We start from the raw sequence: 14,774 nt of genomic DNA, 5'->3' as shown, positions 1-14,774 counted from the left end.
TTGCGTGGGTTATTGTTCCACCCATGAGAGCCGAGCCGCACCTCAGCGCCATTTCAAACCGTCCTGACGCGGCGGTCGTCGAAACCGATACCTTCACACTGCTGAAGGTGCCGCCGCCGGCCGAACTGAAGGGGCTGGTGAACGACATCGCGCTCTATCGCGAAAGCTCCGGCAGGCCGATACGGCAGGTCGAGACCGCTTCGCTCGTGGTCCCGCTGCTGATCGGCTTTTCAGACCCGTTCGAGATCGCGCTGGGCAGGCCGCCGACCGCGCAGGACGGCTATCACAGCTTCACGTCCGGCCTGTGCCTTACGCCCGTCAACATCGCCTCAGCCGGCGCCTGCTCTTGCCTTGAATACACGCTGACGCCGCTCGGCGCGCGGCGCTTCTTCGGCCTGCCTATGAGCGAGCTGAGCGAACGGATGATCCGTCTGGACCAGCTCGGCGATCGATCGCTCGATGGACTGCGCCAACAACTAGGCAACGAGGAGAACTGGGATCGCCGCCTCGAAATCGCGGAGACCTTCCTGCTCCAAAGGATGCGCGCCGCGCCGGCCCCTGCCGAAGCAGTGGCATGGGCCTACGACCGCATCGTCGCGACCGGAGGGCGCGTGCCCGTGGCAAAGCTGGCTTCCGATCTCGAATGGACCCGCAAGCATCTCGCATCCCGCTTCCGCGACGAGGTCGGCCTTCCGCCCAAGGCGGTCGCGCGTGTCGCGCGCTTTTTGCGCGCGCAATCAATGGCCGCATCGGATGACGACAGTGGATGGGCCGACGTGGCGGCCGCCTGCGGCTATGCCGATCAGGCGCATCTGACCCGCGAGTTTCGCGAATTTTCCGGCGCGACGCCTTCGCAATGGCTGGCCTCCGCCCAGAGGTAACATTTCTTCAAGCCGGCGATATCCAAACGGCGCATCCTGCGTGCTTCGACAGCCAAGGAGATTTCAATGCCAGCCCATTCAGAACCGCCGCGCATTTTCGCGACCTTCCAGTTTCGCGACGCCTCGAAGATGATCGACTGGCTCGTCGGAGCTTTCGGCTTCGCCGTTCACGCCCGCTACGAAGACGATGAGGGCCAGGTCAGCCATGCCGAGCTAGCCTTCGGCTCATCCATCATCATGTGCGGGCAAGCGCGCGACACCGAGTATTCCGCCATGGTCGGCAAGCCTGGCGAGCAGGGTGGAAAGTCGCTCTACGTCGCCGTTGAAGACGTCGACGCGCTGTTTTCCCGCGCCCAGAAGGCCGGCGCTACCATCGAACAGGGCGTGACCGAGCGCGACTATGGCAGCCGCGAATTTATCTGTCGCGACCCCGAAGGAAACGTCTGGTGCTTCGGCACCTACTGGCCAAAGACCGGCCGCGCGCAATGAAGCGAGCGCCCATCGTCCTGCCGATCCGCACCGGGCGCAGCTACGCGATGCCGGGCATGACGGCGGTTTTTAAGGCCGATGGGCCGGAGACTTCAGACGCCTATTGCGTATCGGAATGGTGGCTGGAAGCCGGGGCAGACGGTCCCGGACCGCATTTCCACGAGGAGAACGACGAGGTTTTCGTCATCCTTTCAGGCACGATTTCGCTGCTCGTCGGAGAACAATGGATCGATGCGCAGGCGGGAACGACCGTGATCGTCCCGGCCGGCGTGATGCACGATTTCCGCAATCGCACCGGGGCCGAGGCCGGATTGCTGAACGTTTTCGTCCCCGGCGGCTTCGAGAGGCAGATGCCGGCCATCCTCGAATGGTACGACAAGAACTGATAACCTCAGCGCGCGGCAGCCAGCAGGGCGTTGATATCAATGTGCTTTTCCAGATGCGCGGCGATTGCGTCCAGCGCGGTTTCGATGCTTTCGCGGTAGTTCGTGCCCTGCCCCCGAACGCCCAGCTCGGCGAGGAACCTGCGGCGAAAGCCGTCTGCCGCAAACACGCCGTGGAGGTATGTTCCCCACACCCGCCCGTCGCGAGAGGCGGCGCCGTCGGGCACGCCATCGATGGTGACTGGCGGCCGCAAAGTGTCCGGACCGGTCGTTCGTCCGAGGTGGATTTCGTAGCCGGATAGTTCTTCTTCATACATGTTGGAGAACCCGGCCACGTTGCGCACCGTCTTTTCCGGTTCGAGCACGGTCTCGACATCCAGCAGGCCAAGCCCCTCGACCGTGCCGCCACCCTCTATCCCATGCGGATCAGAGACCGTGCGCCCCAACATCTGGTAGCCGCCGCACAGCCCGACGACGCGACCGCCGCGCCGGCGCACGGCCTTAATGTCGCGGTCCCAACCATTTTCCCGCAGCATCGCGAGGTCGGAAATGGTGGCTTTCGAGCCCGGAATGACCACGATTGCGGTATCATCCCCAATAGCTCGACCGGGCGGGACGAAAGTAACCTCAACCTCGGATTCGGCCTTGAGCGGGTCGAGGTCGTCGAAATTGGCGATCCGGGACAGCATCGGCACCGCCACCTTGCAGGCCGGCCCCTCGCCCCTAACCGCACGCTCCAGAACCACGGAGTCTTCGGAAGGCAGCAGAGCGGCCTCCCGCAGCCAAGGCACGACGCCGAAGGATCGCCAGCCCGTGAACAGGGTGATGGCATCGAGCCCCTCGTCGAAGAGGCTCACATCGCCCCGAAACTTGTTTATGAGATAGCCGACGATCATCCGCCGGTCCTCTTCCGGCAGGATGAGGTGCGTGCCAGCGACAGATGCGATCACCCCTCCGCGATCTATGTCGCCGACCAGCACCACCGGCACGTCGGCGCGCGTGGCGAAACCCATATTGGCGATGTCGCGCGAGCGCAGGTTGATCTCGGCAGGCGAGCCCGCGCCCTCCACAATGACGAGCTCGGCGCCCTGCCCCAGCCGCTGCCACGACTCCATCACGGCATCCATGAGCGTCGCCTTCAGCGTCTGGTAGTCGCGCGCCTCCGCCTGCCCGCGCATCCTGCCCTGCACGACCACCTGCGCGCCGATATCGCTCTGCGGCTTGAGCAGCACGGGATTCATATCGACCGTCGGTGGCACGCCGCAGGCAAGCGCCTGCAGCCATTGCGCGCGGCCGATCTCGCCGCCCATGGCCTCGCCGGGAATGTCGGCGACGGCCGCGTTGTTCGACATGTTCTGCGGCTTGAAGGGGCGAACGGACAGCCCGCGATTGCGCGCCACGCGGCACAGCCCGGCCACCAGCACCGTCTTGCCCACGTCGGAGCCGGTGCCCTGGAGCATGATCGCGCGGGCTTTGGCAGGGCTCGACATTTCGCACGCTCCGTTATCGTATTCACGCACAGCGCCTTTGCGGGCCCGAACGTTGCACAGCCCCTGCAATGGTCTAGATTGCCGGTCAAGTCTACGGAATGCGCAGGGAGGATGTCATGGACGCGGCGACCGACGCGACGGCGAGCCAGTTCGAGCTGAACGAGGACCAGCGCGCCATTCAGGAAATGACGGCGGCGTTCGCCGCCGAGCGGGTAGCCCCCTATGCCCTCGACTGGGACAAGGAGCGCTTCTTCCCGCTGAGCGTGATCCGCGAAACAGGGCCGCTGGGCTTCGGCGGCATCTACATCAGGGAGGATGTAGGCGGTTCAGGACTTGGGCGGCTGGATGCGGTGCTGATCTTCGAGGCGCTGGCGGCGGCCTGCCCCGGCTTCTCCTCGATGATCTCGATCCACAACATGTCGGCATGGATGATCGACACGTTCGGCAATGACGAGCAGCGCCAGCGGCTGCTGCCCAAGCTGACCTCGCTGGAATGGCTGGCGAGCTACTGCCTGACGGAGCCGGGCTCGGGCTCGGACGCCGCCGCGCTGCGGACCAAAGCCGTGAAGGATGGCGATCACTACGTTCTCAACGGTGCAAAGCAGTTCATCTCCGGCGCGGGCGATTCGGACGTGTATGTCGTTATGGCGCGCACCGGCGATGAAGGCCCCAAGGGCATCTCCACGCTGGTCGTGCCGAAGGATGCGCCGGGGCTTTCCTTCGGGCCGAGCGAGAGCAAGATGGGCTGGCACATGCAGCCGACCCGGCAGGTGGTGTTCGAGGACTGCCGGGTGCCCGCCGAGAACCTTCTGTCGGGCGAAGGCGCGGGGTTCCGGATCGCCATGGCCGGACTGGACGGCGGCAGGCTCAACATCGCCGCATGCTCGCTGGGCGGCGCGCAGGCCGCGCTCGACAAGGCACTGGCCTATGCCGGCGAGAGACAGGCCTTCGGCCAGTCGATCGACCGCTTCCAGGCGTTGCAGTTCAAGCTGGCCGACATGGAGACCGCCATCAGCGCGTCCCGCATTTTCCTCTACGCGGCGGCGGCAAAGCTCGACCGCAAGGCGCACGACGCCACGAAATGGTCTGCAATGGCCAAGCGCTTCGTGACCGATACGTGCTTCGACGTGGCGAACGATGCACTGCAAATCCACGGTGGCTATGGCTACCTGCACGAATATGGCGTCGAAAAGCTGTTACGCGACCTTCGCGTGCATCAGATCCTCGAAGGCACAAACGAAATCATGCGGGTAATTATCGCGCGGCATCTCATCGGCAGGTAGGCAGATCGGCAGTCGGCAGTCGGGAGAGCGCACCTCCCGATTGCCGACTGCCGAATGCCCATCGCCGACTTTCACTTCCGGAGGAACACATGACCACCATCGCATTCATCGGTCTCGGCAATATGGGCAACCCCATGGCCGCCAATCTGGTAAAGGCCGGCCACGAGGTCCATGGCTTCGATCTCGTGCCTGACAATCTCAAGGCCGCGCAGGGCAACAGCGTGGCGGTGGCAGACAGCGCTGCCGCAGCGGTGAAGGGCGCGAGTGTCGTCATCACCATGCTGCCCGCCGGCAAGCATGTGCTGGCGGTCTACGAGGATATCGTGGCGGCCGCCGAAAAGGGCACGCTGTTCATCGACTCCTCCACCATCGACGTGGATTCCGCCCGCAAGGCGCACGAGATCGCGGCGGCGGCCGGCATGCTCTCGGTGGACGCGCCCGTGTCGGGCGGCGTGGGCGGAGCGGAAGCCGGCACGCTGACCTTCATGGCCGGCGGCAGCGGCGAGGCGTTTGCCAAGGCCGAGCCGATCCTCCAGCCAATGGCCGGCAAGGTCGTCCATTGCGGCGACGCGGGCGCAGGCCAGGCAGCCAAGATCTGCAACAACATGATCCTCGGCATCTCGATGATCGGCGTCGGCGAGGCGTTCGTGCTGGCCGAGAAACTGGGCCTGTCGCACCAGGCGCTGTTCGACGTGGCATCCACCTCTTCGGGCCAGTGCTGGTCGCTGACGACCTACTGCCCGGTGCCGGGGCCGGTTCCCACCTCGCCGGCCAACCGCGACTACAAGCCCGGCTTCGCCGCAGCCCTGATGCTGAAGGATCTGAAGCTGGCGCAGGAGGCCGCGCAGTCGGCCGGCGCGGTGACGCCGCTCGGCGCGGAAGCGACCCAGCTCTACGCGCTGTTCAATGCTATGGGCCACGGCGGCACCGATTTTTCGGGCATCATCAAATTCCTGCGCGGTGACGTAGCGTAAGTCGCGGCCGAGCGAAATCTCTCACGGCTGCCCAAAAAAACGCCGGATTTAGATTTGCTTAAGGTCTCGATAACTCCGCGGTAACGATGTCCCTGTAGAACTCATTGCAAGGCGGTCATCGCAGCCGCCCACCGCTCCGGATCAGGTACTGCGTACCGGAGCTGTTAGTTTCGCAGGTATCGAGTTCGCGAAACGCCATGCGTATATTTGGCAAGACCGCGTTTCTCCCCGCCCGGAGAGCGCGGTTTTTGCTGTTCGGGTCTGCTTCTGCTTTCAGCGCGGCTTGAACTGAACGTCGACGGGCGGACGCAGGCCATTGGAAAGCCTGTTCGTCTCGTTGGCCATGCCCACCACAGCCAGAACCTCCATCAGCTGCGCATCCGTCATGCCCTTCGCGCGCGCCGCCGCGGTGTGCGAGTATGTGCAGTACTCGCAACCGTTGGTCGCAGACACGGCGATGTAGATCATCTCCTTGACCAGCGGATCGAGCGCACCCGGCCCCATGACATGCTTGATGTCGCTCCAGGTGCGCCTGAGCAGTTCCGGATCGTGCGCCAGCACTTTCCAGAAATTGTTGACCCAGTCGATGCCGCGCGATTCCTTGATATCGTCATAGACCGCGCGAACCTCGTCGGACGCGTCCTCGTATTCGATGGGTTGAACGACGGGTTCGTCGGCCATGGCTCTATCTCCTAAGGTCGGCTTCTGCGAGGTCGAGCGCCCGCGCGATACGGTCGGCGGCCATGTCGATCGTCTCCCGCGTCCAGATAAGCGGCGGCGACAGGATCATGGTGTCGCCCGTCGCCCTCAGCATCATGCCGTTGGCGATGGCATGGTCGCGAACCACCACGGCCGCCGCACCGTCGCCGGGGAAGCGCTCGCGCGTTTCCCGGTCCTTGACGATCTCGATCGCGCCCATGAGGCCGAAGCTGCGCACCTCGCCGACGATGCCGTGGCCGGCCAGCCGCTCCGCCAGCGCCTTGCGGAAATAGGGCCCTGTATCGTCGCGCACGCGCTCGATCAGCCCTTCCCGCTCGATGATCTCGAGATTGACGAGCGCCACCGCACAGGCCACCGGATGACCGGAATAGGTGTAGCCGTGGTAGAATTCGCCGCCCTTGTCGACCAGCGTCGAGGCGATGCGCTCGCCCACCAGCAGCGCCGACAGCGGCTGGTAGCCGGAGGTCAGCGCCTTCGCGGTGGTGATCGTGTCCGGCTCGATGCCCATCGACTGGGCGGCGAACCACGCGCCCGTGCGGCCGTAAGCGGTGATGACCTCGTCCAGCATGAGCAGGATATCGTACTTGCGGCAGATGCGCTGGATTTCCGGCCAGTAGCTGGGCGGAGGGATCTTGACGCCGCCAGCCCCCATGATCGGCTCGCCGATGAAGGCCGCGACGTTGTCGGGCCCTGCTTCGAGGATGGCGTCTTCCACCGCTCTTGCCGCGCGGATGCCGAAATCGTGCTCGCGTTCGCCGGGCAGCGCCAGCTCGAAGGCGTAGGGCATCATCACGTGCACGATGTTTGGCACCGCACCGCCGAGCTGCCCGTGCATCGCCGCCATGCCGCCCAGAGACGTGCCGGCCACCGACGAGCCGTGATAGGCGTTCTTGCGCGAGATGATGATGTTCTTTTGCGGCCGGCCTTCCAGCGCCCAGTAATGGCGCACGAGCCGCAGCGCGGTGTCGTTTGATTCCGAGCCGGACGAGCCGTAGAACACTTGGCTGACGCCCTCGGGCGCGATCTCGGCCAGCTTCTTCGACAGCAGAACCGGCGTCGGCGTCGTGCAGCGGAAGAAGGAGTTGTAGTAGGGCAGTTCCTTCATCTGCGCGTAGGCGGCCTCCGCCAGTTCGTGCCGCCCGTAGCCGACATTCACGCACCACAGCCCGGCCATGCCGTCGAGAAGCTCGTTGCCTTCGGAATCGTAGATGAACGGCCCTTCGGCGCGCGTGATGACGCGGCTTCCGGCTGCGCGAAGATCCTTGTGGTCGGTGAAGGGGTGGAGATGGTGAGCGGCGTCGATGTCCTGAAGCTGCTTCAGAGAAAAATTCTGGTAGGTCATGGGGTTGCAGGCTCCGTTTGAATCAGACCGGCAGGGGCCGGCGTGGATTCACGCGGAGGCGTGCGGCGAATAGCCGATGCGCGCGCACAGCCGCAGCAGTTCCGCATGACGCGTCCGAGCCGACGGCGTCATGGCTGCGAAAGGTCTGAGGAGCAGGCGTCTTGTGCGCTTCATCCGCCATTTCTAGCGCGACAGCGAGGACGCAGACAAGTGTTCGTGAACGACGGAACACCCACTGCCATAGGGGCGTTTCTGGGACCGGCCGACCAACACCATCGGCCACGCTCCAAAAGGAGGAGCAACTTCCATGAAAATCGTTGCAACTGCATTGACCGCCCTCGTCCTGGGCGTGGCGGCGGCGCACGCAGCCGAGCCGGCACAGATCAAGACGATGCAGAACGAGAAGGTCTACACCGACTCCCATGGCATGACGCTTTACACCTACGACAAGGACGCAGCCGGCAAGTCCAACTGCGACGCCGATTGCGCGACCAAGTGGCTTCCGCTGAAGGCGGATGCGTCCGCCAAGGCCGAAGGCGAGTGGACCCTCGTCAAGCGCGCCGATGGCTCCACGATGTGGGCGCACAGCGGCCATCCGCTCTATACCTATCACGGCGACAAGAAGGCCGGCGACATGACCGGCAACGGCATGGGCGGCACCTGGCACGTGGCCAAGGCGCTGAACGCATGAAGGAGCGGCGGCGTCCTGCCGCCGTCTCCTTTTTGGAATGTCGATTCCCTCGCTGTAATTGTCGCAGCCTCCGCAATCCGGCGTTTCCAGCCGGTCCACTATGCCCGCAGTTACGCGATTTGCGGGGAAGTGAATGACCGACATGACGCTGCCGGGCGAAGCGCTCGCAGGCACCGAACGGGCAAGGCGCGGCGGGCGCGCGGGCAAGCGCGCCGGTGGCGCCGCCGCGTTCGAGCAGCCGGCCTTTCGCCAGCTGAAAATCCCCTTCGCGCCGACGAAGATCGTCTCGGACGACGAGTTGGAATCCATCCATCTGGCGTCGCTGCGCGTGCTCGAGGAAATCGGCGTCGACGTGCTGCACGAGGGCGCGCGCCGGATCATGAAAGAGCACGGCGCGGACGTGCAGGCAGGCACCGAACGCGTGCGCTTCGACCCAGACATGGTCCTGGAACTGGTGGGCCATGCGCCGTCGCAGTTCACGCTGCATGCGCGTAACCCGGCGCACAACGTCGTCTTCGGCGGCGACAACCTCATCATCTCGATGATGGCTTCGGCGCCCAACTGCTCGGATATCGACCGTGGGCGCAGGCCGGGCAACCAGGAAGACTATCGCAGCTTCCTCAAGCTCGCGCAGATGCACAACATCATCAACATCACCGGCGGCTACCCGGTGGAGCCGATCGACATCCACCCCTCGATCCGGCATCTGGAATGCGTCCGCGACCTGGCGGTGCTGACCGACAAGGTGTTCCACATCTATTCGCTGGGCATGGAACGCAACGTCGATGGCATCGAGATCGCGCGGCTGGCGCGCGGCATCTCACGCGAGCAACTTCTGGCAGAGCCGTCCGTCTTCACCATCATCAACACCAACTCGCCGCTGAAGCTCGACATTCCGATGATGGAGGGCATCATCCAGATGGCCTCGGCGGGCCAGGTGGTGGTGGTCACGCCGTTCACCCTGTCGGGCGCGATGGCGCCTGTCACCATCGCCGGCGCGCTGGTGCAGCAGAACGCCGAGGCCCTGTCGGGCATCGCGTTTGCGCAGATGGTGCGCAAGGGCGCGCCGGTGGCCTATGGCGGCTTCACCTCCAACGTCGACATGAAATCGGGCGCCCCGGCCTTCGGCACGCCGGAATACATGAAGGCGCAGCTCGTCGGCGGCCAGCTCGCGCGCCGCTACGCCCTTCCCTACCGCACCTCGAACACCTGCGCCGCCAACACGGTCGACGCGCAGGCTGCCTATGAAAGCGTGTTCTCGCTGTGGGGCGCGATACAGGGCGGCGGCAACATGATGATGCACGCCGCCGGCTGGCTGGAAGGCGGGCTGCGGTGTTCGTTCGAAAAAACCATCCTCGACATCGACCTTCTTCAGATGGTGGGGGAGTTCCTGACCCCGCTGGACCTGTCGGAAGACGCGCTGGCGGTCGATGCGATCCGCGATGTCGGGCCGGGCGGGCACTTCTTCGGCACGCCCCACACCCAGAACCGCTACAAGACGGCGTTCTATTCCCCGGTCCTGTCCGACTGGCGCAATTTCGAGAGCTGGTCGGAGGCTGGCTCCCCCACCGCGATCGAGAAGGCCAACCGCGTGTGGAAGGAGCGGCTGGCAAGCTACGAGCCGCCCGCCATGGACCCCGCCATCCGCGAAGAACTCGACGGTTTCGTCAACCGCCGCATCGCCGAAGGCGGCGCGCCGACGGATTTCTGATTCAATCTATTCACTGACAGGCAGAACCCCATGAAATCTCATGTCAAAGCGGTTGTGATCGGCGGCGGCGTCGTCGGCTGTTCGGTGCTTTATCACCTCGCCCGCGCCGGCTGGACGGACGTGATGCTGATCGAGCGGTCCGAGCTGACCTCGGGATCGTCCTGGCATGCGGCCGGCGGCTTTCATACGCTCAACGGCGACCCCAACGTCGCGAAGCTGCAGGCATACACCGTCCAGCTCTACAAGGAGCTGGAGGAAATTTCGGGCCAGTCCTGTTCGCTGCACCTTACCGGCGGCGTGATGCTTGCCGACACGCCGGAACGTATGGACTTCCTGCGCCTCGCCCACGCCAAGGGCCGCTATCTCGGCATGGATACGGAACTCATCACGCCTTCCGAGGCGAAGGCCATGTTCCCGCTGATGGACGAAAGCCACTTCGTCGGCGCGATGTGGGACCCCGTGGAGGGCCATCTCGATCCTTCCGGCACCACGCACGCCTACGCCAAGGCGGCGCGCAAGCTGGGCGCGGAGATCGTGCTGCGCAACCCGGTGCGCGAGCTGACGCAGGAGCCCGACGGCACGTGGAACGTCATCACCGAACAGGGCACGGTGAAGGCCGAGCACGTGGTGAACTGCGGCGGGCTGTGGGCCCGTGAGGTCGGCCGCATGGTCGGCGTCGAGCTGCCGCTGCTGGCCATGGAGCACATGTACCTGCTGACCGAGCCGATGCCGGAAGTGGAGGAGTTCAACGCCCGCACCGGCCGCGAGATGGTGGGCGTGCTCGACTTCAAGGGTGAAATCTACACGCGGCAGGAGCGCAACGGCGTGCTGCTGGGCACTTACGAGAAGGCTTGCAAGCCGTGGTCGCCGGTCAATACGCCCTGGGATTTCGGCCATGAACTGCTGGCGCCCGACCTCGACCGCATCGCGCCGTCACTGGAGGTGGGTTTCCGCCACTTCCCCGGCATCGAGAAGGCCGGCATCAAGCAGATCATCAACGGCCCCTTCACGTTTGCGCCCGACGGCAACCCGCTCGTCGGGCCGGTGCAGGGTCTCACCAACTTCTGGTGCGCCTGCGCGGTCATGGCAGGCTTCAGCCAGGGCGGCGGCGTGGGACTGGCGCTGTCCAACTGGATGGTGAACGGCGATCCGGGCTTCGACGTGTGGGGCATGGACGTGGCCCGTTTCGGCGAATGGGCCAGCCTGCGCTACACCAACGCCAAGGTGCGCGAGAATTACTCGCGCCGCTTCTCCATCCGCTTCCCCAACGAGGAGCTGCCGGCAGCCCGCCCCGCACAGACCACGCCGCTCTACGACACCATGGTCGCGCAGAATGCGGTGATGGGCGATTCATGGGGTCTCGAAACGCCGCTGTGGTTCGCGCCCAAGGGCAGCGAGCCGAAGGACATCGTCTCGTTCCACCGCTCCAACGATTTCGAGCATGTCGGCAACGAGGTGCGCAAGACGCGCGAGTCGGTTGGCGTCACCGAGATTGCCAACTTCGCGAAATACGAGGTCTCGGGCGCGGGCGCGGAGGACTTCCTCAACCGCCTGATGACCAACCGGATGCCGAAGAAGGGCCGCATCGTGCTAACGCCGATGCTCAACGAGTTCGGCAAGCTGATCGGCGACTTCACCATCGCAAAAACCGGCGACGAGCGCTTCATGATCTGGGGTTCGTCTGCCGCGCAGAAATACCACATGCGCTGGTTCGAGAAGCACCTGCCCGCCGACGGCTCCGTGCGCATCCATCGGTTCGACCAGACGCTGGTGGGCCTCTCCATCGCCGGCCCGAATTCGCAGGCACTGCTGCAGAAGCTGGTGGATGTGGACGTGTCCTCCAAGGCTTTCCGCTTCATGGATTTCCGCGAGATGGCGGTCGGCGGTGCGCCCTGCATGGTCAACCGCATCACCTATACGGGCGACCTCGGCTATGAAATCTGGATGCAGCCGGCCTACCAGCGCCTTGTCTATGCCGCGATCAATGAGGCGGGCGAGGAATTCGGCATCGTCGATTTCGGCATGCGCGCGCTGCTGGCGATGCGTCTGGAAAAGAACTTCCCGACATGGTTCCGTGAGCTGCGGCCGATCTACGGCCCGTTCGAAGGCGGAATGGACCGCTTCATCAAGCTGGAGAAGAACGACTTCATCGGGCGCGAGGCCGCCGCGAAAGAACATGCCGACGGCCCGAAGCTGCGCCGTGTCTCGCTCATCGTCGATGCGGCCGACGCCGACGTCATGGGCGACGAGCCGATCTGGGCGAAAGTGAACGGCACGGACCACGGCACGATCGAGAAGCCGCACGGCTATGGCGCGCCGCGCTTCGATGCAGAGGGCAAGGAAACGCGCCAGTCGCAGGCAGACCACGGCGCGTCTTCGATCCGCGGCATCCACGACGGCGAATGGTCGGTCGTGGGCTGGGTCACGTCAGGCGGTTACGCCCACTATGTCGGCAAGTCGATGGCGCAGGGCTACGTGCCCGCCGCACTCGCGGATGACGAAAGCGACGGCCTTTTCGAGATCGAAATCCTCGGCCATCGCCGAGCGGCGCGCATCAATGTCGAGCCGCCATTCGATCCATCAGGCGAGAAGATGCGCGGGTGAGCGCCTAGGGGCCACGCGCCGCGGACGGCTCACCCGGCATGTCGAAATCCGGCGGGCGGATGAAAGACAGATTGCAGCCATTGCTGATGGCGATCATGGCGACGAGGTCGCCCAGTTCCTCGTCCGTATGCTCGCAGCCGGGCGCTGCCTGACGCAGCTGCGACACCAGGGCGGGAACGGAAATCATCCGCTTGCCGCCTTTCGCGATCGCCAGTTCGGCCAGCGCCGCGACAGAAACTTTCTTCACCGCAATTCTCCTCGTCGTGCGGCGCGTAAACCCGCTCGCGACGAGTTGGTTCCATCAATTAAGCTGCGGATAATATTGAAGAATCTCAGCCGGCAAACCGCGCGCGCGGATGAACGGCAAGCCCTTGCGGCGCTCGGTCCAGCCAATGATTTGCAGCGCCTGGGCCGTTTCGGTATCGAAACGCCTGATGAGCGAGAGCGTGCGGCAATCGATGGCCGCTATGTCCGCCGTGCCTTCGGCGACCGCCTTCGCAGAAAGCCGATGCGAGCCGGTCTCTGTGCGTTGCGAAAACAGTTCCAGGCTCTCGCCGATCGCCTCCAGATCGCGGGTTATCCCGAGCAGGCCAGACATGGAGTCGTGACTGTTGAAGACGAAGCGTGCGCCGCGAAGCCTGTCGACCGGGATGATCGCATCGCCGCCTTGCGGCGCGCGCACGCTCGGCCCACTGCCCCGCGCGACGATGGCGCTGGAGTAGAACTCGCTCTCCCCGCCCTCATAAAGTGAGTAGTCGCCGGGCTGCGCGACGACTTCAACATGCGCTTCCAGGCCGCTGACCATCGGTCCCCAGCAGGTCTGCGAAAACAGGAGCCTCGGATGCCGCCACAGCGTGAAAAGGTCGAACTCATCGGGTGGCAGCGTCGCCGGATCGAGCGCGATCACGCTTCCCGCCGCGTCCCTTATGCCGCCCGGCACGGCGGGCAGGTCTGCGTTGCGGCGGGCCAGCGCCTCGGGCGCGTCGATGCCGGCAGCACGCAGCCGGTCGCGCACGGCGGCCCACTGGGCGTCGACCTCGGCGCGAAGCTTCGGGAAATCGTACATGGGAAGGGCAGCGACAAACTTGCTCATGCGCCTTGATGGGTCATCGAGAAAGGCAAGGCAAGTGACGTGGCATCACTCCTTGGGCGGTTCGGCCGGCACCGGCGCGGTGCCGAAGCCGCTGACATTGCGTGCCCGGACACGGGGGCGGAACGCCCTGCCCGGTTCCGGCGCGCGGCGCAACGCCGGGTGCACCACCGGCTCCTTGGAGCGGAAGGCAAAATCCCTCAGCAGCGCGAAATAGGTCGGATAGGAATAGCCGTCATTCATCGCCAGCCACTCCGCCCGTCGCTCGCGAAACAGCGCCGGCAGCCTGTACCACGCGACCGTCGGCATCTTGTGATGCACGAGATGCAGGTTGTTGTTGAGGAACAGGAAGGCCAGCGGCGAGCGCTCGACGATGATGGTGCGCCCGTCCGGCCGCTCCGACCACTGGTGCTCGGCAAAGGTGCGGATCGCGATCATCGACTGGCCGAGATAGACAGGAACCAGATAAAGCCAGAACGGCATCTCGAAGGCGAAAAGCACGAGCGGCACGACGACCGCCAGACCTGCGAGATGATGCAGCCATGCACGCCGCACCGCCCGGTCGCCCGCCGCCAGCAGTTTCGCATCGGTGATGAAGAAGCCGACATTGGCGATTGCCGGACCGATCAGGAAGCGGCCGACCATCGTGTTGTTGAGCTTCAGCAGCAGTTTCAGCCATGCGGGCAACTGCTCGTGCTTCCACAGCGCGCGGTAGTAGCTCTCGGGATCGTCGAACGGGTCCGTCAGGCGCTCGTCGGCATGGTGGCGCAGGTGCAGCGTCTTGAACCTGCGATAGGGATAGGCCAGCCCGATCGGCAGGGCCACCAGAAGCTCGTTAAGCGTGCCGCTGCGCGTCGGGTGCCCGTGCGAGGCCTCGTGCATCAGCGAAGACTGGAGCGCGATGGCAAGCGACAAGAGAGCCAGCGCGCCGAGCGGCCAGTGGTGCCAGAGCACGGCGCCCGCCGCCAGCCACGTGCCGTAGCACGCCACGATCAGGAGAACGGTGGGCCATTCGACCCTTCCCGAAATCGCACTTCTTGCTGCCGCTGTGCCCATGTTCGTCGGAAACGCCCCCGTTTCGTGATTCCTGACAGGATGTTGTCAGCAGAGGGCAGA

At 64.8% G+C, this 14,774-nt stretch carries 14 protein-coding genes; 8 read left to right on the top strand and 6 right to left on the bottom strand.

Annotated features, from left to right (window positions below; translation table 11 throughout):
• Window positions 1-23 precede the first annotated feature (23 nt).
• The 3 genes from FY036_RS11600 (at window position 24) to FY036_RS11590 (ending at window position 1,756) form a co-directional block, all read left to right on the top strand.
• Window positions 24-881, top strand: a complete 858-nt coding sequence (locus FY036_RS11600; RefSeq protein WP_148914889.1) for a helix-turn-helix domain-containing protein — start codon at window positions 24-26, stop codon at window positions 879-881.
• Between the two features lie 66 nt (window positions 882-947).
• Window positions 948-1,370 carry a VOC family protein gene (locus tag FY036_RS11595; RefSeq protein WP_148914888.1) on the top strand — a complete coding sequence of 141 codons (423 nt, stop codon included), beginning with the start codon at window positions 948-950 and terminating at the stop codon, window positions 1,368-1,370.
• Window positions 1,367-1,756, top strand: coding sequence for a cupin domain-containing protein (locus FY036_RS11590; protein WP_148914887.1), 390 nt, complete (start codon window positions 1,367-1,369; stop codon window positions 1,754-1,756). Before FY036_RS11595 ends, FY036_RS11590 begins: the two co-directional genes overlap by 4 nt.
• 5 nt (window positions 1,757-1,761) lie before the next feature.
• Here FY036_RS11590 and FY036_RS11585 read toward each other — a convergent pair whose 3' ends face one another.
• Window positions 1,762-3,243 (bottom strand): cobyric acid synthase, encoded by a 1,482-nt coding sequence (locus FY036_RS11585; RefSeq protein ID WP_148914886.1) that lies wholly within the window; start codon window positions 3,241-3,243, stop codon window positions 1,762-1,764.
• A 116-nt stretch (window positions 3,244-3,359) separates the two neighbouring features.
• On the opposite strand from FY036_RS11585, the gene FY036_RS11580 reads away from it, so the two are divergent.
• Both FY036_RS11580 and mmsB read left to right on the top strand, forming a co-directional pair.
• Entirely contained in the window at window positions 3,360-4,526 is a 1,167-nt protein-coding gene (locus tag FY036_RS11580) for an isobutyryl-CoA dehydrogenase (protein WP_148914885.1), read from the top strand.
• An 89-nt stretch (window positions 4,527-4,615) separates the two neighbouring features.
• A complete protein-coding gene (mmsB, locus tag FY036_RS11575) occupies window positions 4,616-5,500 on the top strand; it encodes a 3-hydroxyisobutyrate dehydrogenase (RefSeq protein ID WP_148914884.1) in 885 nt (294 codons plus the stop codon).
• Between the two features lie 273 nt (window positions 5,501-5,773).
• Here mmsB and FY036_RS11570 read toward each other — a convergent pair whose 3' ends face one another.
• The gene (locus FY036_RS11570; protein WP_148914883.1) at window positions 5,774-6,181 is read right to left on the bottom strand and encodes a carboxymuconolactone decarboxylase family protein; all 408 of its coding nucleotides are present in this window, start codon (window positions 6,179-6,181) and stop codon (window positions 5,774-5,776) included.
• A 4-nt stretch (window positions 6,182-6,185) separates the two neighbouring features.
• Window positions 6,186-7,562: an aspartate aminotransferase family protein gene (locus FY036_RS11565; RefSeq protein WP_148914882.1), complete on the bottom strand. Its 1,377-nt coding sequence runs from the start codon at window positions 7,560-7,562 to the stop codon at window positions 6,186-6,188.
• Between the two features lie 307 nt (window positions 7,563-7,869).
• Between FY036_RS11565 and FY036_RS11555 the strand changes: the two genes are divergently transcribed.
• From FY036_RS11555 to FY036_RS11545, 3 genes are all read left to right on the top strand, one after another.
• Window positions 7,870-8,253 (top strand): COG4315 family predicted lipoprotein, encoded by a 384-nt coding sequence (locus FY036_RS11555; protein ID WP_148914880.1) that lies wholly within the window; start codon window positions 7,870-7,872, stop codon window positions 8,251-8,253.
• Window positions 8,254-8,386: 133 nt separating this feature from the next.
• Complete coding sequence (locus tag FY036_RS11550) at window positions 8,387-9,964, top strand: trimethylamine methyltransferase family protein (RefSeq protein ID WP_148914879.1); 1,578 nt, start codon at window positions 8,387-8,389, stop codon at window positions 9,962-9,964.
• Window positions 9,965-9,994: 30 nt separating this feature from the next.
• Window positions 9,995-12,568: a GcvT family protein gene (locus FY036_RS11545; RefSeq protein ID WP_148914878.1), complete on the top strand. Its 2,574-nt coding sequence runs from the start codon at window positions 9,995-9,997 to the stop codon at window positions 12,566-12,568.
• A gap of 4 nt (window positions 12,569-12,572) precedes the next feature.
• Here FY036_RS11545 and FY036_RS11540 read toward each other — a convergent pair whose 3' ends face one another.
• From FY036_RS11540 to FY036_RS11530, 3 genes are read right to left on the bottom strand one after another with little or no spacing between them, the layout of a single operon-like run.
• Window positions 12,573-12,815: a hypothetical protein gene (locus FY036_RS11540; protein ID WP_148914877.1), complete on the bottom strand. Its 243-nt coding sequence runs from the start codon at window positions 12,813-12,815 to the stop codon at window positions 12,573-12,575.
• A gap of 54 nt (window positions 12,816-12,869) precedes the next feature.
• Window positions 12,870-13,661, bottom strand: a complete 792-nt coding sequence (locus FY036_RS11535; protein ID WP_148914876.1) for a phosphate/phosphite/phosphonate ABC transporter substrate-binding protein — start codon at window positions 13,659-13,661, stop codon at window positions 12,870-12,872.
• 45 nt (window positions 13,662-13,706) lie between these two features.
• The gene (locus FY036_RS11530) at window positions 13,707-14,714 is read right to left on the bottom strand and encodes a fatty acid desaturase (protein WP_148914875.1); all 1,008 of its coding nucleotides are present in this window, start codon (window positions 14,712-14,714) and stop codon (window positions 13,707-13,709) included.
• Window positions 14,715-14,774 lie beyond the last annotated feature (60 nt).

This window comes from Neoaquamicrobium microcysteis (genome assembly GCF_008180155.1).
In the GTDB taxonomy this organism is placed as follows: Bacteria; Pseudomonadota; Alphaproteobacteria; order Rhizobiales; family Rhizobiaceae; genus Aerobium; species Aerobium microcysteis.
This window is presented reverse-complemented; position numbering and strand designations above follow the sequence as displayed.